This window comes from Pseudomonas putida W15Oct28 (assembly GCF_000708715.2).
Taxonomy (GTDB): Bacteria; Pseudomonadota; Gammaproteobacteria; order Pseudomonadales; family Pseudomonadaceae; genus Aquipseudomonas; species Aquipseudomonas putida_R.
Genome location: NZ_JENB01000013.1, coordinates 46,061 through 64,277, shown reverse-complemented (window position 1 = coordinate 64,277; position 18,217 = coordinate 46,061). Strand labels below are relative to the sequence as shown.

Annotated in this window: 24 protein-coding genes; 16 read left to right on the top strand and 8 right to left on the bottom strand. The window is 62.3% G+C overall.

Translation table 11 applies throughout. The features are described 5' to 3' along the window. The first annotated feature begins 19 nt into the window (after positions 1–19). Together AK81_RS11360 and AK81_RS11355 are read left to right on the top strand one after the other, a co-directional pair. The gene (locus AK81_RS11360) at positions 20–202 is read left to right on the top strand and encodes a hypothetical protein (protein ID WP_154100767.1); all 183 of its coding nucleotides are present in this window, start codon (positions 20–22) and stop codon (positions 200–202) included. A gap of 94 nt (positions 203–296) precedes the next feature. Continuing rightward, on the top strand, positions 297–479 hold the full coding sequence (locus tag AK81_RS11355) for a hypothetical protein (RefSeq protein WP_043199114.1): 183 nt from the start codon (positions 297–299) through the stop codon (positions 477–479). A gap of 91 nt (positions 480–570) precedes the next feature. Here AK81_RS11355 and AK81_RS11350 read toward each other — a convergent pair whose 3' ends face one another. Then, the gene (locus AK81_RS11350; RefSeq protein WP_043199113.1) at positions 571–885 is read right to left on the bottom strand and encodes a hypothetical protein; all 315 of its coding nucleotides are present in this window, start codon (positions 883–885) and stop codon (positions 571–573) included. A gap of 164 nt (positions 886–1,049) precedes the next feature. On the opposite strand from AK81_RS11350, the gene AK81_RS11345 reads away from it, so the two are divergent. Next, on the top strand, positions 1,050–1,874 hold the full coding sequence (locus AK81_RS11345) for a S24 family peptidase (RefSeq protein ID WP_043199112.1): 825 nt from the start codon (positions 1,050–1,052) through the stop codon (positions 1,872–1,874). A gap of 38 nt (positions 1,875–1,912) precedes the next feature. Here AK81_RS11345 and AK81_RS11340 read toward each other — a convergent pair whose 3' ends face one another. After that, positions 1,913–2,236, bottom strand: coding sequence for a DUF1654 domain-containing protein (locus AK81_RS11340; protein WP_043199111.1), 324 nt, complete (start codon positions 2,234–2,236; stop codon positions 1,913–1,915). Positions 2,237–2,479: 243 nt separating this feature from the next. Between AK81_RS11340 and AK81_RS11335 the strand changes: the two genes are divergently transcribed. The 4 genes from AK81_RS11335 to AK81_RS11320 all read left to right on the top strand — a co-directional run bounded on the left by AK81_RS11335 (position 2,480) and on the right by AK81_RS11320 (position 6,414). Continuing rightward, positions 2,480–3,154 carry a polysaccharide lyase family 7 protein gene (locus AK81_RS11335; protein ID WP_043199109.1) on the top strand — a complete coding sequence of 225 codons (675 nt, stop codon included), beginning with the start codon at positions 2,480–2,482 and terminating at the stop codon, positions 3,152–3,154. 181 nt (positions 3,155–3,335) lie between these two features. Beyond that, positions 3,336–3,572: an Arm DNA-binding domain-containing protein gene (locus AK81_RS11330; RefSeq protein ID WP_043199106.1), complete on the top strand. Its 237-nt coding sequence runs from the start codon at positions 3,336–3,338 to the stop codon at positions 3,570–3,572. A gap of 561 nt (positions 3,573–4,133) precedes the next feature. Beyond that, positions 4,134–5,057, top strand: coding sequence for a D-alanyl-D-alanine endopeptidase (pbpG, locus tag AK81_RS11325; RefSeq protein ID WP_043199104.1), 924 nt, complete (start codon positions 4,134–4,136; stop codon positions 5,055–5,057). A 385-nt stretch (positions 5,058–5,442) separates the two neighbouring features. Further along, positions 5,443–6,414 carry an IS110 family transposase gene (locus tag AK81_RS11320; protein ID WP_043199103.1) on the top strand — a complete coding sequence of 324 codons (972 nt, stop codon included), beginning with the start codon at positions 5,443–5,445 and terminating at the stop codon, positions 6,412–6,414. 54 nt (positions 6,415–6,468) lie between these two features. Here the strand turns inward: AK81_RS11320 and AK81_RS11315 are convergent, their stop codons facing one another. Then, a complete protein-coding gene (locus AK81_RS11315) occupies positions 6,469–6,915 on the bottom strand; it encodes a hypothetical protein (protein ID WP_043199101.1) in 447 nt (148 codons plus the stop codon). 172 nt (positions 6,916–7,087) lie between these two features. Here AK81_RS11315 and AK81_RS11310 point away from each other — a divergent pair, with 172 nt between their 5' ends. From AK81_RS11310 to AK81_RS11270, 9 genes are all read left to right on the top strand, one after another. Beyond that, positions 7,088–8,422, top strand: coding sequence for a lysine N(6)-hydroxylase/L-ornithine N(5)-oxygenase family protein (locus AK81_RS11310; RefSeq protein WP_043199099.1), 1,335 nt, complete (start codon positions 7,088–7,090; stop codon positions 8,420–8,422). A 178-nt stretch (positions 8,423–8,600) separates the two neighbouring features. Then, the gene (locus tag AK81_RS11305) at positions 8,601–9,794 is read left to right on the top strand and encodes a PepSY-associated TM helix domain-containing protein (RefSeq protein WP_043199098.1); all 1,194 of its coding nucleotides are present in this window, start codon (positions 8,601–8,603) and stop codon (positions 9,792–9,794) included. Continuing rightward, the gene (locus AK81_RS11300; RefSeq protein WP_043199097.1) at positions 9,791–10,330 is read left to right on the top strand and encodes a hypothetical protein; all 540 of its coding nucleotides are present in this window, start codon (positions 9,791–9,793) and stop codon (positions 10,328–10,330) included. Before AK81_RS11305 ends, AK81_RS11300 begins: the two co-directional genes overlap by 4 nt. After that, the gene (locus AK81_RS11295; RefSeq protein WP_016499099.1) at positions 10,327–10,647 is read left to right on the top strand and encodes a hypothetical protein; all 321 of its coding nucleotides are present in this window, start codon (positions 10,327–10,329) and stop codon (positions 10,645–10,647) included. Before AK81_RS11300 ends, AK81_RS11295 begins: the two co-directional genes overlap by 4 nt. Further along, a complete protein-coding gene (locus AK81_RS11290) occupies positions 10,644–11,213 on the top strand; it encodes a DUF6162 family protein (protein ID WP_043199095.1) in 570 nt (189 codons plus the stop codon). The genes AK81_RS11295 and AK81_RS11290 overlap by 4 nt, the downstream gene beginning before the upstream one ends. 16 nt (positions 11,214–11,229) lie before the next feature. Next, positions 11,230–12,132: a metal ABC transporter substrate-binding protein gene (locus AK81_RS11285; protein ID WP_043199092.1), complete on the top strand. Its 903-nt coding sequence runs from the start codon at positions 11,230–11,232 to the stop codon at positions 12,130–12,132. Next, positions 12,129–12,878 carry a metal ABC transporter ATP-binding protein gene (locus AK81_RS11280; protein WP_043199091.1) on the top strand — a complete coding sequence of 250 codons (750 nt, stop codon included), beginning with the start codon at positions 12,129–12,131 and terminating at the stop codon, positions 12,876–12,878. Before AK81_RS11285 ends, AK81_RS11280 begins: the two co-directional genes overlap by 4 nt. Further along, entirely contained in the window at positions 12,875–13,774 is a 900-nt protein-coding gene (locus AK81_RS11275) for a metal ABC transporter permease (RefSeq protein ID WP_043199089.1), read from the top strand. The genes AK81_RS11280 and AK81_RS11275 overlap by 4 nt, the downstream gene beginning before the upstream one ends. Further along, the gene (locus AK81_RS11270; RefSeq protein WP_043199088.1) at positions 13,771–14,634 is read left to right on the top strand and encodes a metal ABC transporter substrate-binding protein; all 864 of its coding nucleotides are present in this window, start codon (positions 13,771–13,773) and stop codon (positions 14,632–14,634) included. The genes AK81_RS11275 and AK81_RS11270 overlap by 4 nt, the downstream gene beginning before the upstream one ends. Positions 14,635–14,795: 161 nt before the next feature. Here the strand turns inward: AK81_RS11270 and AK81_RS11265 are convergent, their stop codons facing one another. The 5 genes from AK81_RS11265 to AK81_RS11245 all read right to left on the bottom strand — a co-directional run bounded on the left by AK81_RS11265 (position 14,796) and on the right by AK81_RS11245 (position 18,081). Beyond that, on the bottom strand, positions 14,796–15,848 hold the full coding sequence (locus tag AK81_RS11265; protein ID WP_043199086.1) for a DUF1615 domain-containing protein: 1,053 nt from the start codon (positions 15,846–15,848) through the stop codon (positions 14,796–14,798). A gap of 26 nt (positions 15,849–15,874) precedes the next feature. After that, on the bottom strand, positions 15,875–16,426 hold the full coding sequence (locus tag AK81_RS11260) for a hydrolase (protein ID WP_043199084.1): 552 nt from the start codon (positions 16,424–16,426) through the stop codon (positions 15,875–15,877). 57 nt (positions 16,427–16,483) lie between these two features. Continuing rightward, positions 16,484–17,203 carry a thioesterase II family protein gene (locus AK81_RS11255; protein WP_043199083.1) on the bottom strand — a complete coding sequence of 240 codons (720 nt, stop codon included), beginning with the start codon at positions 17,201–17,203 and terminating at the stop codon, positions 16,484–16,486. Beyond that, complete coding sequence (locus tag AK81_RS11250; protein WP_016499090.1) at positions 17,200–17,421, bottom strand: MbtH family protein; 222 nt, start codon at positions 17,419–17,421, stop codon at positions 17,200–17,202. Before AK81_RS11250 ends, AK81_RS11255 begins: the two co-directional genes overlap by 4 nt. 258 nt (positions 17,422–17,679) lie before the next feature. Beyond that, positions 17,680–18,081: a hypothetical protein gene (locus AK81_RS11245; RefSeq protein WP_043199082.1), complete on the bottom strand. Its 402-nt coding sequence runs from the start codon at positions 18,079–18,081 to the stop codon at positions 17,680–17,682. Positions 18,082–18,217 lie beyond the last annotated feature (136 nt).

The following is an 18,217-nucleotide window of genomic DNA, read 5'->3' as shown; positions in this document are numbered from 1 at the left end:
CCGACCTGTAGGAGCGGCCTTGCGGCCCGGTACGGTGTACGTCGAACGCCAGCCGGTCTATTACGGGCCGCCGCCGGTCTACGTGCAACCGCCGCCACAGCCGGTGTACTACCAGCCGTACTACGCACCGGCGCCACCGCCCCCAGGCTACCGCACTTATTACGGCCCGCCCCCGGTGTACTACGGCCCGCCACGCTGGTAACGGTTGATAGAACTAATGACCACTATCGAGGAAGTTGATTTCAAACCGCCCGGGCTGCTGCGTATGGTAGAGCCATGTTTCACAGGAGGTCCTCATGGCCACTATCCAGATCATGTCCGTCGTCGGCAGCGCCGTCCCCACTCCACTGCGTGAGCAGGGCCTGCTGGCGTGCTGGTACCTGGTGCGCAACGGCGAAGCCGTGAGCGGCCCGATGCCGACCCTTGCCTCGGCCCAAGCCCTGGTTGAGCAGTTGCGACCCGGCACCCTCGTCGCCTGACCCGAATTTGTTGTGCGTTGCTCCCTACGCCCTTATGGCCCGCCAATCTGGTGGGCTTTTTTTTGCCCGGCCCTGTCACCTCAGCGTTGCCTCAGCGATGGGAGCTACGGCCCAGCTGGCTGGTCAGCGCCAGCACTTTGCCTTGCAACCGCCCTACGGTCAGCACCAGCTCGTTGCGCTCCGTGGCGAACTGATCAGCTTTGGCCTCTGCCTCTCTGCGGGCGTCCCGCTCAATGTCCAGCAGTTCGGTCAGGCGGCGGATGACTGCAATGTCTGCGCTGTCCATCGCTCGCTCGGCTGCATCCCGGGACAACCACTTGCGCAGCCACAGAAATGCACCCAGCAACACAGTGCCCGTACCGCTCAGCCAAGTGACTGTGCCCGGGCCGAGGTCGGTCGGATCCATGTGAACCTCATTACAGGTGATGATGTGACGAGCCCTGGACAAAAATGCCTCACGGGCTTTCCTTGTTGATGGATTTAATTTAGCCTACAGCTAACATTGTCACAAGAGCTAATTTAGCCATGCGCATATTTAGCAGCAAGCTAAACACTGGCATGCTTCGCCCTATGGACATCTACGACATTCGCAAGCACAACCTGGTCAAGCTCATCGGCAGCCAGAGAAAGGGATCCTGCGCAGAACGCTGGGGGATGGCGCCTGCACACCTGAGCCAGATCCTTTCCGACAAGACCGCGAAAAACCTGGGCGATGACGTGGCCCGCAGAATCGAGGGCATCGAAGGTTTGCCACGGGGTTGGTTCGACGCACTGTCGGCAGGCGACCCCGTGCAGGCGGCGGTCGAAGCGGGCGAAGGCAAGCTTTCGGCGGCCGACCTGGTCAAGCAGATGCTTGCCCGAAGCGGCAAGGGTATCTCTGAGGAAACCCGGCAAAGGTTGCTGGCCGCTGCAGAAGAACCGCAGGATGCCACGCTGATAAAGGCTGACCTGGTTCGCCCTGGCCTGGTTGGTGACGAAGTGTGGATTGCCCACTACGATGTGCGGGCCGCCATGGGCGGTGGCCAGATCCCCCACGACTACCCCGAGATGTTCAAGGACGTTCGCGTCAGCCCCAGCCATCTGCGCGAACTGGGTGTGGCGTTCACTGAACACCACCACCTGAAGATGATCACGGGTTGGGGCCAGTCGATGGAGCCGACCATCAAGCACCGGGACCCGCTGATCGTCGATGTCAGCATCCGCGAGTTTGTCGGCGATGGCATCTACTTCTTGTCCTGGGGCGACCACATCTACATCAAGCGATTGCAGATCGCTGACGATGACCACTTCGAGATGATTTCCGACAACTCGCGGCACAAGGACCGCATGATTCGCCGGGAAGAAACCTACATTCAGGCCAGGGTGCTGCTGGTGTGGAATGCGCACCTGGTATGAAGCCGAAGCCCGCCACCCAGGCGGGCTTTGCATAACGCTCAGAAAGGCGCTGGCGCTTCAACCTCCTCCTTGCTGTACGGCTCAACGATAAAATCGTCACGCTCCTCCACACTGCTGCGCTGCCAGCGCACGGTGACGCTTTCGTCGTCGTTGAACGTCAGGTCCAACTCGGGCGTGTCGGACAGCAGGCCCATCACCTCCTCCCATTCGGCATCACCGTCGGTATCCAGGCGATGCACAACGACCCAGCGCTGCGTCTGTGCGAGCGGGTGGTTGATCATCGATGACACCCGCAGGCCAAGCCGCTCTACGCCGGTCATTACCTGGTGCTGCCGGGGTGCTGCCTTCATGTGCTTAGACATATTCTCATCCTGATAGCTGTATATTCGTACAGTATTCAAGGAAAGCTTATCTCACCGCCAAATCCAGCGTAAAGCCCTGCCGCGGAAAAATTTCGCCAGCAGGTAATTTGTCTCAAAGCGAAATTTATTTAGCGCTTCGCTATTGACCAATTTTTAGCTTGAGGCTAACTTTCAATTCGGCAGCCAGATGCAAGGCTGCTGGAACGGTTCGTCATTCAAGCCACTTTTTTGTCAGGAGCCCCCATGGCCGTAGACATCAGCAACCTCACCCTCGCCACCCCGGTGGCGGTCTCCTCAACCAACCCTGTAGCACTCGAACTCAACGGTGCCGAAGCGATCGCCCGGTTGCCGAATGTGGTAAAGGTGCTCAGCGATGGCTCGATCCAGCTTTCAGCCCCCACCAAAGGTGCTTCGAGCAAAAGCACCCACAGGACCCGCTGCGAGTGGACAGAAACCGAAGACTGGACACTGGCCAGCGCCCAGGACCACTGGAATCGCCAAACCATGACGCTGACCAAGGTCAACGCGGCGCAAAAGGTGGTGATCGCCCAGATGCACGTGCGTGGGGATGACAGCCCGCCGGTAAAGGTGTTCTGGAACAAGGGCAACATTACCTTGGGGTTTCGGCGGACCTACAACCAGACCGACCCGGTAAACTCGACCGTGCTCAAAGGGGTGCCTCTGGGGGCGAAGTTCAACGTAAGCATCCACACCACGTCTGCAGGCGTGGTGAATGTAACGGCCAAATGCAACGGGGTGACCGGCGCATCCGGCGATTTACAGCTCGACAGCACCTGGGCGTCGCGCCTGTTCGAATTCCACGGTGGCATCTACAACCAGGTTGACTACACCGATGCAACACCGGCCGATGACGGCTCGGTCTGCATCATCAGCGAACTCTCGCTGATCCATCGCTGAGCGTCGAAAGCCGACCACACATCCCGATGCCCCCCACAGGTTGCATCGGGATGCCGGGTGACCAAAAGCGCAGGGTTGACATGTGTGACACGCCACGCCATTGATTAGTCTCGATGAGTCATATTGTTGCCTTCCCGTTCTCAGACTAATAATGAGCTATCTGCCTGGGGAGGCGCGAAACATGCAAGCAAGATTCGTTATCGTTCCTGCAGTGCCAGTGGAAGGCGAGTCCTTCCGCATTGGCAACCGGTTCTATGCCGCTACCACTTCGGGCGGCTTCGATATCTACGACAACCAGGAGAAACAGCGGCTCAAGCGCGGCTTTATCAACAAGTCCGAGGCTGCGACTGCATGCCGGTTGATGAACGCCGAATCACGCAATCCCGCAGAGCAGTTCCCGATATTGCGGACAGATTGATGTGCGGTATCACGCTTCCTGAAGGCTAGCGCCAACAGAGCACCAGCTCGCCCGCTGAAGGTGCATGAAAGAGGCGCCCAAAAGGGCTTGCCGTATCCTGTCGCCGTGCCGTAAATTTGCCCGATCCTGTCATTCCTGCTGGTGTTAAGGAGTGACGCTGAAGCCCAACACGCTGTTGGGCTTTTTCGTTTTTAGCGACAGGGCCATTTTTCATGGGTGTGCCGATTGTTGCGATTCATTAAAAGATTCATTAAAAGAAAGTTCTCCCGAGTGCTGCGAAAGTGGTTTGTCTACCTCGCGGTTGCAGGGCTGGCGGGCAACTACAGCCGATTGTTCGATCATCTTTCAATCTGGAAGCCTTGGCGCTTGGCCAAGGGCGTAGCGGCGTACCTGATCGCTTCCTGATGCGCCTTTCACCAAGCGCAGGATTAAATTTCGTTCACCTTGCGCCCTTTAGTCATAAGGCATTCGACAGCAATTCAGCCATACTCCAGAATGCAGCGGTTTTGGGGGAAAACCCTTGCACAGCCAACGACATACCAACTTTTAGTGAGCCTCAACGTGAAAACATCCCTGTCCATCCTCAGCCTGCTGCTGTTGCTCACAGGTACCGCGACCCTTCCGTCGACTGCTGCTGCACAACCCCCGGCTCAAGTCCAACGTGACCCGTCCAAGCTGCATCTGGCTTCAGGCAGCGCGCTGCTGATCGACCTGAATACCAACCAGGAGTTGTATTCGAGCCACGCCGACCGTGTGGTGCCGATCGCCTCGGTAACCAAGCTGATGACAGCGATGGTGGTACTGGATGCCAAGCTGCCCATGGATGACATGCTCACCATGACCATTGCCAACAACCCGGAAATGAAAGGCGTGTATTCGCGCGTGCGCCTGGGCAGCCAGCTCGACCGCCGCGAGACCCTGCTGATTACCCTGATGTCGTCGGAAAACCGTGCCGCCAACAGCCTGGCCAACGCCTACCCCGGGGGCTACCCGGCGTTCATCAAGGCGATGAATGCCAAGGCCCGTAGCCTGGGTATGGCACATACCCGCTACGTTGAACCGACCGGCCTGTCGACGCAGAACGTGTCCACCGCCCGCGACCTGGCCAAATTGCTGATGGCTTCGCGCAAGTACCCGATGCTGAGCGAGCTGTCGACCACCCGCGAGAAGACCGTGGCCTTCCGCAAGCCCAACTACACGCTGGGCTTTCGTAACACCGACCACCTGGTGAACAAGAGCAACTGGGACATCAAGCTGACCAAGACCGGCTTCACCAACGAAGCCGGTCACTGCCTGGTGCTGCTGACCCGCATGGACAACCGCCCGGTGGCCATGGTCATTCTCGATGCCTTCGGCAAGTACACCCACTTCGCCGATGCCAGCCGCATGCGCCAGTGGCTGGAGACCGGTGCCGCCAAGCCTGCACCGGCAGTGGCCATGCAGTACAAGACCGACCGGAGCAAGGGGCGGCTGGTAGCCGAGTAAGGCACTGGCGCTACGCGGTCCCCTGTAGGAGCGGCCTTGTGTCGCGAAGGGCCGCAAGGCGGCCCCAGGATTTCAGCTTCGTCGCATAGATTGCCGGGGCCGCTTTGCGGCCCATCCGACCGGTCCGGCGCCCCGGCAAGGCCGCTCCTTGTATCTCGACTTTGGCCTCCCAAAAGGCCAAAGTTCTCGACTGATCATCGAGGGAAGGTCTTGAAGCGGAGCCGCTCCGAGGGCATCGAGCCCGCACTGTAGATAACGCTCTGGCCTTCCAACCCCACTCGACTAGTTCGAACGGTATCTAGTGCCCGCCCCCGGCGTGAGCACGCATTAACAAGGTTGAACTGAGTGTAGGGTGATCGACTTTCGTTGTTTGAAGGAGAAGATCATGTCCGTTTTTGTTGGCGTTGATGTCGCCAAAAAATCTTTCGACATTGCCACCCCGCAGCCCAACGGCAAGATGCGCACCAAAGCCAAGCTGTTCAATGATCCTGGAGGGTTCAAGCAGTTCAGCGACTGGCTTGAGCGCCATGCCGAACCAGACGCCTGGATCGTTATGGAGGCTACAGGCACCTACCACGAAGCGCTGGCCGAGCATTGTCACAACCAAGGTTATCGGGTGTGCATTCTGAACCCCGCGGTAATCGCAAAATTCGCTGACGTGGAGCTTCGACGAGTCAAAACCGACAAGGCTGACGCCAAAGTCATTGCTGCCTATGGCCAACAAAAGGCTGTCTCGCTTCGCCAGTGGGAGCCTGAGCCCCCTGCACAGCGCCGCTTGCGTGCTCTAGTGCGGCGACTGGACGACCTCAAAGAAATGCGCCAGATGGAGAAGAATCGTTTGGATGTCGCACAAGATGCGGTACAGCAGTCGATTCAAGACGTAATCGGGCACATTACCGAAGAGCTGGAAAAGACCAGGAAGGCCATCGACCAGACGATCGATGATGATCCAGACCTACGCAAACGACGTGACCTGATTACCTCGATTGATGGTTTGGGTGAAACCACTGCTACGTTGCTGCTCGCCGAACTGGGCGATCCGCTGAAATACCAAAGCCCTTCTGCAATTGTCGCGTTCTCAGGCCTAAACCCGGTAGTGCAGCAATCGGGAGAGTTCATAGGTCAGAGCACAATCTCGCGTACAGGCGCCTCAAGGCTGCGTGCGGGCTTGTGGATGTCAGGCACTGTCTCAATCAGGCACAACCCTGTCGTGAAGGAACTGGCAGAGCGGTTGAGCAGCCGGCACAAAGCCTACAAACAGATCGTCTGCGCGGCGATGCGCAAGCTGCTGCACCTGGTTTACGGGGTGGTGAAGTCGGGGATACCGTTTGACCCCAAAATCCCTCTTGCGGGGTGAGGGTCAAGACGGTATCTACAGGTACTGCGCGGTCTGGAGGATTGCGTAAGACAATCAGGCCGTAGCGCTGACCATCCCGCCCGAACTGCTGCCACCCTCTTGCTGCAACAGCTCCAGCAGCTGCGCCGTGGCAGCCATGATCTGCCCGTTGATGGTGGCAATGCTTGCCTGCTTGGCGCCCACCGCCGCCGTCTTGGCAGCTTCATCCATCTTGCTGTTCTGCAACGCGGCCAGCTGTTTCTGCTCCTCGACAAGCTGCTTCTGCAGGTCCTTGATCAGCTGACGCAGCTCTTTTACGGCCTCAGACTCACCACTGTCTTCGCTGTCCGTAGGTTGCGCCTGGCTACCCGCAGAAACTTTCATGCTGTCGCTACTGATGCTCAAGGGGCCCAGTGCCTCGCCTGCCTGTTTTGCCTGTTCGCGTTCAGTCGTTGCGTTCGCGCTCAGCGTCTGCGCTGAAACGCCATTGATCATCAGGTTGCTTGCCGTGATTCCGCTCATGTCATTCCCTGCCGAAAGATAGGTCCTTGCCGTAACCACCCTATCGGCCCCCCCTCGCAGTTCTTTAGCCCACTTAAATTCCCCCCCGACTGGCTCGTTCCAACTCATGTACTTGCGCAGGAGCCGGAGCCCCGGCGGGCGTCCACATTCGACCATTCAGGGAATCGCAACCATGAGCCAGGCCTTACAGCAGGAAACCATCAAAGATCTGATCGGCGTGGGCTTCGGCCCTTCCAACCTGGCCTTGGCCATTGCCCTGGAAGAACTCGCCGAATCTCAGGGCCACGCCCTCGACGCGCTGTTCATCGACAAGCAGCAGGACTACCGCTGGCACGGCGAAACCCTGGCCACCCAGAGCGAGCTGCAAATCTCGTTCCTCAAGGACCTGGTGTCGTTGCGCAACCCCACCAGCCCCTACAGCTTCGTCAACTACCTGCACCAGAAGCAGCGCCTGGCCGACTTCATCAACCTCGGCACCTTCTACCCCTGCCGCCTGGAGTACAACGACTACCTGCGCTGGGCCGCCGAACATTTCGCCACCCAGGCGGTGTATGGCCAGGAAGTGCTGCGCATCGAGCCGGAAGTGCAGGCGGGCCGGGTCGAGCACCTGCGCCTGGTCTCGCGCGACGCCCAGGGCCGGGAATACAGCCGCCGCACCCGCTCGGTGGTGGTCGGCAGCGGCGGCACACCGAAAATTCCGGAAAAGTTCGGTGCCTTCAAGGACGACCCGCGGGTATTCCATCACTCCCAGTACCTGAGCAGCCTGAACACGCTGCCGTGCACCGCCGGCAAACCGATGCGCATCGCAGTGATCGGTTCGGGCCAGAGCGCCGCCGAGGCATTCATCGACCTCAACGACAGCTACCCGTCGGTCAAGGTCGACATGATCCTGCGTGGCTCAGCCCTCAAACCCGCCGACGACAGCCCGTTCGTCAACGAGATCTTCTCGCCGGACTACACCGACCTGGTCTACAACGAACCGGCCGACCAGCGCAGCAAACTGCTGGGCGAATACCACAACACCAACTACTCGGTGGTGGACCTCAACCTGATCGAACGCATCTACGGCATCCTCTACCGTCAGAAGGTCGCCCACCAGCACCGTCACAACGTGCTGTGCCGCCGCCAGGTGGAAGCCGTGGTGGCCACCCGCGAAGGCCTGGAACTGACCCTTCGCGACCTCGCCACCGGCCAGCAACAAACCCACCGCTACGACGCCGTGATCCTCGCCACCGGCTACGAGCGCCGCTCGCACCGTGACCTGCTGGCGCCACTGGCCGGTTACCTGGAAGACTTCAACGTCGACCGCAACTACCGCGTACTGGCCAGCCCCGACCTGCAGGCCTCGGTGTACCTGCAGGGCTTCTGCGAGAACAGCCACGGCCTGAGCGACACACTGCTCTCGGTGCTGCCGGCCCGCGCTGCGGAAATTGGCCGTGCGCTGTACCAGGACCTGGCGCAGTTGCACGGCAAACCGCAACCGGCTGTGGCCCTGACCCGCGCCTGACCCCTTTTGCGACACGCCCCTTCAAGGCCGGCCTGACGCCTCGCGCGCAGGCCGGCCTTGCGCTTAGAAACATTTGCTTGCATTTAAATCGGCAGGATTTCAATTCTCATTCGTCCTTATCAGTACAGCCCTCTTTGGTTGGGCATACGCTCGACCACCCAATGCAGAAGACCGTCTGATGGCCAAATCACCGAAAAAATCCAAATCCAGGCTGTGGTTCCTGGTCCATAGCTGGCTCGCCTTGCCGATCTGGTTCTTTGTCCTGATCGTTTGCTTCACCGGCATGCTCGCCGTGGTCAGCCAGGAAATCGTCTGGCTCGCCGACCCGGCCGTGCGCGCCAACAAGCCCGATGCCGACGTCGAACGCCTGAGTTTCCAGCAAGTGCTGGAAGCCTTGAACAAGGCCGAGCCGGACATGGTGGTAGAGCGCCTGAGCCAGCCAGATGGCTCGCACTTCGCGGTACAAGCCGGTGTCACCCTGCCAGACGGCTCCAGCCCGACCCTGTACGTAAACCCCTACACAGGGGCTATCCAGGGCAAGACCCCGGACTTCAACTTCGAAGCGTTCACCCGCGCCCTGCACGGCTGGTGGCTGGTGCCGTTCACCAACGGTTTCAGTTGGGGCTGGTACCTGGTGTCGTTGCTTGGCCTGCCGATGCTGGCTTCGCTGGTCACAGGCCTGGTGGTGTACAAGAAGTTCTGGAGGGGCTTTTTCAAACCGGTGCGCACCGGGCATGGCTCGCGGATTTTCTGGGGCGACCTGCACCGCCTCGCTGGGGTGTGGTCGATCTGGTTCATTGCGGTCATTTCCATCACCGGCATTTGGTTCCTGATCCAGGCGATACTGGTCGACAACCACATCACCATTTCCAGCCGGCCCCTCACTCCGGTGATCGCCCGAGAGGATGTGCCGCAAACGCCGGATGGCAGCCCCGCCCCGCGCATCGACCTGGATGAAGCCGCTCGCATTGCCGGCCTGACGATTCCAGGCCTGGAAATCAACTTCATTTCGTTGCCAGCTACCGCTTACAGTCAAGTTTCCATGAGCGGGCGCAGTTGGTATCCGCTGATGTCCCAGAGCGCTGCTATCAACCCTTACACGGGTAACGTAGACAGCCAGTTCCTGCTTAGCGACCGCTCAGCGCTGGATTTCGTCACCGAGTCCATGCGCCCGCTGCACACCGGCGACTTCGGCGGCTTGCCGATCAAGCTGGTGTGGTTCTTCTTCGGCCTGATCCTCACCCTGCTGGTATTCAGTGGCCTGCTGATCTGGACCAAACGCACCGCCCAGGCCACCGCCGCCGCCCTCAAGCGCAGCGAGCGGGCACCGCGTGCGGCACGTCGTGAAACTACCGTGGAGATGAACCCATGAGCCAGGCCCAAGCCCTGCCCGCCAGCCCGCTGAAGCAGCTATGGCTGAAGTGGCGTTTTCACCTGAACATTCTGCTGATCCTGATTCCACTGGGCTTCATGCCCAAATACTTCGCCGACGCCAAGTTTTTTCGCGGCGAGGCCGGCCTTGGCGCCAATGTGATCAGCAACATCCAGGTCGGTCCTTACAGCCTCGACCTGGCCGAAATGCGTGACGAGGCGCCACGCGCCGACGGCCCGGCCGGCTATTTCAAGTCGTTCAATGCATCGCTGTGCAAGGCCTGCATCAAGGACGTCAAGGCAGCCTACCTGCGCATCGGCAAGCCACGCAGCCTGCGCGCCGCCGGCACCATTTTCTTCGGCGCGCCCTACAACATGGGCACCTCGCTGCCCATCCCGCCCCGCACCAAACCCGACGCACAGATCTGGATCACCCTGGAAGGCTGGGACGGCAGCATGCACCAGGGGTCGGTCCCCCTGGCCAAAGCATCGCCAGCCACTGTGGCCTGGCTCGAAAAACAAGGAGGCAAGAAATGAAACAGCTGATGCGAACCCTCGCCCTGCCCTTGCTGGTGCTGGCCGCCGGCCCTGCGCTGGCGCACAACCCGATGTGCGAATGCGAAGAAACGGCCGGCGGCCAGGTCACGTGCACCGGCGGTTTCTCGGACGGCAGCGGTGCCCCGGGGGTAACCCTGGATGTGATCGGCTATGACGAACAGGTGCTGGTTGGCGGCAAGCTTGGCGATGACTCGACGCTCACCTTCAAGCGCCCGGACGGCGAGTTCTACGTGCTGTTCGATGCAGGCCCCGGGCACGTGGTTGAAGTCGACTACGCCGATATCGCCCAGCCATGAGCCGCGCCCAAGTGATTCGCCCGGCCGGCGCCGGGCACGAAACCCTGTACGTGCTTTTGATCAGCCTGCTGATCGTGGTGCTCGCCGCCAGCGTGGTGCTGCTGCGTGGCGAGCGCGAAGACGAACAGACCATCGCCAGCCACCAGATCGACGCCCGTCGCGACCTCACCGCCGCCGAGCAAGGCCTTTACACCGACCTGCGGGTGGCCTTCGACGAAATCCTGCTGTTGCGTGAAGAAAACGCTGCCGTGCCTGGCGTGCAGGCCCTGGCCGATGAAGGCCTGCCGCCCTTCGTGGTCGATGCCGGCAGCCAGAGCCGTGGCGGCCACCAATGGTCGTGGCTGGAGCCCGGCGCCTACCTGGGCCGCAGCCAGGCCCCTGAAATCGCCGGCAGCCTGCTGCTGATCCTGCCGGCCGACAGCACTGGCCAGGCCGATGTCTGGCTGCGCCGCGACAGTGCCGCCATGACGCCGGACGACCTCGGCCAGGCGGCCCTGATCGCCGCGGGCTGGCAGCAGGTAGTCAGCCACTACGACGCCGGGGTTACCCGCGAACACCGTCACTGAACCCAAGGACTTCCCCATGTTCCGCTCCGCCCTCGCCCTGCTCCTGGCCATTGCCCTGCCGACAATGGCCCTGGCCGATAACGGCAAGCCGCTGCGCATCGGCATCACCCTGCACCCTTACTACAGCTACGTGACCAACATCGTCGGCGACAAGGCCGAAGTGGTACCGCTGATTCCAGCGGGCTTCAACCCCCACGCTTATGAGCCACGGGCCGAGGACATCAAGCGCATCGGCACCCTGGATGTGGTGGTGCTGAACGGCGTAGGCCACGACGACTTCGCCGACCGCATGATCGCGGCCAGCGAAAAGCCGGGCATCAACACCATCGAAGCCAACCAGAACGTTCCGTTGCTGGCCGCCACCGGCATTGCCGCCCGCGGCGCGGGCAAGGTGGTCAACCCGCACACCTTCCTGTCGATCAGCACCACCATTGCCCAGGTCAACAACATCGCCCGCGAACTGGGCAAGCTCGACCCGGACAACGCCAAGCTCTACACGCAAAACGCCCGCGCCTATGCCAAACGCCTGCGTGCCCTGCGCGCCGAAGCCCTGGCCAAGGTCACCGAGGCGCCTAGCGCCACCTTCCGGGTTGCCACCATCCATGCCGCCTACGACTACCTGGTACGCGACTTCGGCCTGGAGGTGACCGCCGTGGTCGAGCCTGCCCATGGCATCGAGCCCAGCCCGGCCCAGCTGAAAAAGACCATCGACCAGCTCAAGGCCCTGGACGTGCGGGTGATCTTCTCGGAAATGGACTTCCCGTCGGCCTACGTCGAGACCATCCAGCGCGAATCTGGCGTGCGTCTGTACCCGCTGACGCACATCTCCTATGGCGAATACACCAAGGAAAAGTACGAAGTGGAAATGAAGCGCAACCTCGACACCGTGGTTCGCGCCATCCAGGAGAACCGCGCATGACCGCCGCCGCCAACCTGGTGACGGCCTTCGGGCCGCGCATCGAGTTCGCCGGCATCGACCTGACGCTGGGCCGCACACGCATCCTTGAACAGGTCGGTTTCAGCGTGGCCGCAGGCAGCGTGCACGCCATCGTCGGCCCCAACGGCGGCGGCAAGAGCTCGCTGATCAAGACCCTGCTCGGGCAGATGCCGCATCAGGGCCAGTTGACCCTGCATTGGCCAAGCGAACGCGAAGTGATCGGCTATGTGCCGCAGGCACTGGAGTTCGACCGCGGCCTGCCCATGACCGTGGACGATTTCATGGCCGCCATGTGCCAGCGCCGCCCGGCCTTTCTCGGCCTGTCGCGGCGTGTGCAACCGGCCATCGACGCGGCCCTGGCGCGGGTCGGCATGCTCGACAAGCGCAAGCGGCGCATGGGTGCGTTGTCCGGCGGCGAGCGCCAGCGCGTGCTGCTGGCCCAGGGCCTGATCCCCGAGCCGCAGTTGCTGGTGCTGGACGAACCCATGTCGGCGCTCGATGAAGCCGGTATCCAGGTGTTCGAGCAGTTGCTCAAGGGCTGGCGCCAGGCTGGCACCACCGTGCTGTGGATCGAGCACGACCTTGAAGCCGTGCTGCGCCTCGCTGACCGGGTAACCGGCCTGAGCCGCAAGGTACTGTTCGACGCCCCACCCGCCCAGGCCCTGACCCCGGAGCGCCTGCTCGGCCTGTTCTCCGTTCACCCGCGTAGCGAGAGCCTTGCCTCATGAGTTTTGAAGCATTTCGCCAACTGGTCCAGCAATGGGCTACCGCTGGTTACCTGCCCGAGGCACTGGCCTACGGTTTCGTGGTCAACGCCCTGCTGGCCGGCATGATGATCGGCCCGGTGCTGGGCGGCCTGGGCACCCTGGTGGTGGTCAAGCGCTTTGCCTTCTTCTCCGAGGCAGTTGGCCATGCCGCGCTGACCGGGGTGGCCATCGGCATCCTGCTGGGCGAGCCCTACACCGGCCCCTACGGCAGCCTGTTCGGCTACTGCCTGCTGTTCGGCATCTTGCTCAACTTCCTGCGCAACCGCACCGGGCTGTCGCCGGACACGCTGATCGGCGTGTTCCTGTCGGTGTCGCTGGCGCTGGGTGCCAGCCTGCTGCTGATGCTGGCAGGCAAGATCAACGTGCATATCCTCGAAAACGTGCTGTTCGGCTCGGTGCTCACCGTCAGCGGCCAGGACCTGGTGGTCCTGGGCATCGTCGCGGTGCTGGTGCTGGCCTTGGCGCTGCCGCTGTACAACCGCATCATGCTGGCCAGTTTCAACCCGCAGCTGGCGGCCGTACGCGGGGTGGCGGTAAAAACCCTGGACTACCTGTTCGTGGTGCTGGTGACCCTGGTGACCGTGGCCGCCGTGAAGGTGATCGGGGCCATTTTGGTCGGTGCGCTGCTGGTCATCCCCGCTGCCGCCGCACGCCTGGTCAGCCAGTCGCTCAAGGGCTTTTTCTTCCTGTCGGTGGTGATTGCCACCATCAGCACCCTGTTCGGCATCCTGCTGCCGATCGTTTTCGACCTGCCGGTGCCATCAGGCGCCGCGATCATCCTGGTCGCTGGCATCTGCTTTGCCCTGGCCGCCCTGGCCCGCGCCCTCGTCCCCCGCCTGCAAGGAAACCCGGCATGAACTTCAAACGCCTGACTCTGGCGCTGGCCCTGGCCGGCCTGCCGTCGCTGTCTTTTGCCACACAAGTGCTGACCACCCTGCCCGTCACCCACAGCCTGGCCAGCGCCCTGCTCGACGGCACTGCGGTACAGCTAAAGCGTGCGGCGCCGGCCAACCTGCCAGCCAGCCGCCAGCCGTCGTACTTCAGCGGGCGCGGTGGCGCCAGCCTGGAGAAAGCCGCACAGCAGGCCGACGCGGTGATCGGCGTGCGGTCGATCTGGCGTGACGACCCGCTGTACCCGATGGCCCGACGCACTAACATCCGCATCGTCGAAATCGATGCTGCGCGGCCGGTGGATGGCGCGCTGCCAGGCATTGCGGTCACGGGTGACGATGCCTACGGCGCCTACCCCTGGCTCAACCCGACCAACCTCGGGCGTATGGCCGATGTGGTGGCCAATGACCTGGAACGCCTGGCCCCGGAGGACAAAGCGAAGATCCAGGGCAACCTGGCGGGCCTCAAGCGCCAGTTGCTGGAGCTTTCGGCCAGCAGCCAGACACGCCTGGCCAAGGTCGACAACCTGACCGTGGTGAGCCTGTCCGAGCGGCTGGGTTACCTGGCCAGCGGGTTGAACCTGGACGTGGTGGAGCAGCCGCTGCCGGCCGAGTGGGATGCTGCCGCGCTCAAGGCGCTGGGAGAGAACCTGAAGGCGCAGGATGTGGCGTTGGTGCTGGACCATCGCCAGCCGGACGCGGCGGTAGCCGAAGTGATCAAGGCGGCCGGGGCGAAGTTGGTGGTGGTGGAGAGTGACCCTGAGGACGCGTTTGCAGGGTTGAAGGCCAGTGTTGACCAAGTGGTTGGGGCGTTGGGCGAAAGCTGATCGAGCAGGCCGATGCAGTCAATGTGGGAGCGGCCTTGCGTCGCGAAAGGGCCGCACAGCGGCCCCAGCAATTTTTGCATCAACGCAGAAACTTTGGGGCCGCTATGCGGCCCTTTCGCGACGCAAGGCCGCTCCCACAATGGATCGCGTCGCCTGACAGGTTAACGCTTCATGCACCGCTGGTAGCGCTCTTCCACCCGCCCTGCAAACCATGCCGTGGTCAGCTTGCGGGTGATCTTCGGGCTTTTAAGTTCGATACCCGGCAGTACCGCCCGTGGCACCGGTTTGCCGGCTTTGGCATCCGCCAGGGCAAACACTCCGCTGTACAGCTTGCTGTCCTCGAACGCCAGGCTGTCGCCCTCCTCCAGCTGGCTGCGAATCTGCGGGTTACGCAGCCCCAGCTTCACCCCCAGCTTTCTCGCGGCCTGCTCGGTGGTGCCCGGCATGATCGCCCCCGGCGCAATCAGGTCGCCGTCCAGGGCAAGCGGCACGCCGGTCGCCTTGCTCAATGCCGCCTGGAACGCCGCATTGCGGCTGGCGTACCAGCCTGCGTTGAAGTCGGCAAAACGGTACAGCTGGCGTTCGTAACTGGCCGGGTAGCCCAACAGGTGGGCAATACCGAAGTACATGCCGCCGCGCCGGGTGAACACTTCCTGGCGAATCGTGCCGTCATGGCTGTAGGGGTAAGCCTGTGCATGCTTTTCGGCGAAGTCGATGCTCACCTGCATCGGCCCGCCGGTGTGCACCGGGTTCAGCCCATCCAGCAAGGTCTTGCCCAGCGGTACGCGGGCAATGACCTCGTCGTACAGCTCGCTCAGTTGCTTCTCGCTGCGCACAGCCTGCAAGCGCTGCTGGTAGCTCTGGCCGTTGCCCGAAGGGGTTTTCAGAGCGCCGTCGACCAGCAGCCTGGGAATATGCAGGCGCGCGGCACGGCGGTCGATTTCCTCTCGGGCGATACGCCCCAGGTTGGGCACCTGCGGGTCGGCAGTGAAGGTGGATTCCTGCTCGGTCACCGCCAACACGGCGCACAGGTTGCTTTTGCTCGGTGCAATACGCTGGGCTTCGAAAGCCACTTGAATGTCCCTGGCCCAGCCCTCGCGGTCCTTGGCCTGCGCAGGCAGCAATCGCAGCAGCTGGGCGCGGACCTTGGCCGGGTCTGCTTCTGGTGCTTCTTCACGGCGCCCGGCACAACCTTGCAGCAGCGCCAGGGCCATCAACCCGGCAGCCAGTAACCGGCCGTTCAGGGCTGTTCACCGACCAGGTAGGTTTTGCTGATGTGGCGGAACAGCGGGTGGCCGGCACTGCCCATCAATTCGAACAACACCATTTCGCGGGTCACCACCTGCGCACCGGCAGCACGCATGCGCGCCAGGCCCGCCGCCTTGCTGGCCGGGGTGCGGCTGTCGCAGGCATCCTCGACCACGAACACCTGCTTGCCCAAGGCCAGCAGGCCAAGCACCGTCTGCAGCACGCAGACATGGGTTTCCATGCCACAAACGATCACCTGCTCACGCGCCATCAGGCTGGCCGGCAGGCACTCGGCGGCCACGCAGGAAAAATGGCTTTTTTCCACCACTTCGGCTGCCGGGGCTGCGGCCAGCAGTTCCGCCAAGGTGTGCCCCAGGCCCTTGGGATACTGCTCGGAAATCACCGTCGGCAACTCCAGCTCGGCAGTCGCTGCCAGCAACCAGCGGGCCCGCGCCCGAGTGCCCTCGGGGTCGCTCATGGCGCCGATAAGTTTTTCCTGGATGTCGACGACCAGCAGCGTGGCCTTGTGTGGATCGATCAGCATTGTCCGCCCCTTGCCTGGGAAAAGGCCTAGCCTCCCCCAGGCAAGCGGTGACGTCAATCAGGCAGAAAGCCGAAGCGGCTCCAGCGAAGCCGTCAGCGCGCCGAGCACGCGGTCCTCCTGCTCATGGATGAAGAAGTGGCCGCCCGGGAACATCTGCAGCGAGAATTCGCCGTGGGTTTCGTGGCGCCAGGCCTGCAATTGCTCGTCACTGGCCCGGTCGTCCACGCCGCCCAGCACGTGCAGCGGGCACTGTAAGGCCGGTCGCTGGCGGTAGGCGTAGGTGCCGCAAAGCAGAAAGTCCGCGCGCAGGGTCGGCAAGGTCAGGCTCATCAGCTCGGCGTTGGCCAGCACTTCTTCGGGCGTACCCTGAAGCTCGCGCAACTCGCTGATCAGCTCGGCATCGCTCTTGGGCTCACGCCAGTTCTTGCCGTCGTAGTCCTCACGCCGCGTGGGCGCCGCCGTGCCGCAGGCGAACAGCGCCAAGGGTGGCGGGCAGCCCAACGCCTGCAGTTCATGGGCCAGCTCGAAGGCCAGCAGCGCGCCCAGGCTGTGCCCAAGCAGCGCATAGGGGGCACTGGCCGCCAGGCGCTGCTCGCTGGCCAGTTGCCGGGCCAGGGCTTGCATGTCGGTGTGCAGCGGCTCGGCCATGCGTGCGCCACGACCAGGCAGCTCCACCGGGCGTACTTGCAGCCAGGCTGGCAGCTTGCGCCGCCAGCGGCTGTAGACCATGGCGCTGGCCCCGGAATACGGCAGGCACAGCAGGTTCAGTGCAGTCACTGGGTAGCGGCTTCGGCCATTTTCTGACGCAGGCTCAGCGGGCGCATGTCGGTCCACACCTCGTCGATGTAGGCCAGGCAGTCCTTTTTCAAACCACTCTTGCCCACGGCACGCCAGCCGTTGGGGATGGCCTTGTAATCCGGCCAGATCGAGTACTGCTCTTCGTGGTTGACCACTACCTGGAACTGGATATCGTCGCGGTCGAAAACGGAAGTCATTGCCTGTCTCCTTGAATGATGAGTGCCGCTGCACGCTTGGTGCAGGGGGGCTTTCAAGTAGACGTAGCACGCGTTGAAAAAATTAGTGGCGCCTGATCCGAGCCCTTGTAGGAGCGGCCTTGTGTCGCGATCGGGCGCGCAGCGGCCGCAATTCAGGCAACCGAGATTAGCCAGGAAAATGGGGACGCAGGTTTACGGCCGCTGCGCGCCCGATCGCGACACAAGGCCGCTCCTACAGAGACCGCGTGAATCTAGCCCTCAGGCGTCACGCAGCAGGTCGTGGGTATCGAGCAGGCGGAAGGCGACCTGCGGGTTGCGCTCCAGGCCGCGGCGGATCGCCGCCGGGATCGACTGCCGGGTCTTGCGGCACAGCCCTGGCTGGTCGTCCAGTTCGATGACGATGCCGCGCATGGTGCGCACTTCGTTGAAGCCGGGGGCAATGTGCACGCGGATGCCCAGGTTTTCGTACAGGCGTTGCTGCAGGCGTTGCAGGTCTTCCAGGTCCTTGAGGTTTTCCAGGCGTTCAAGCAGGCGCTTTTCTTCCTGTCGGGTCAGCAGGAGGATGCGCTGGGCCGCCTGCGGGTGGTCGACCAAGTGCTCCCGGCCGCAGTCGCAGGCACCAGGGGGGCAAGGTTGGCGTAGAGGGGGAGTGCTGGTCATTGGGCAAGCATAGCCAGTTTTTCGTCCAGTCTGCACCGGCCCTATCGCCGGCAAGCCAGCTCCCACAAAAAGCGTGACAAGCAGCAATAAACTTTCCTGTCAGGATAAAAAATTTCATAAACCCCTAGACCGTCAC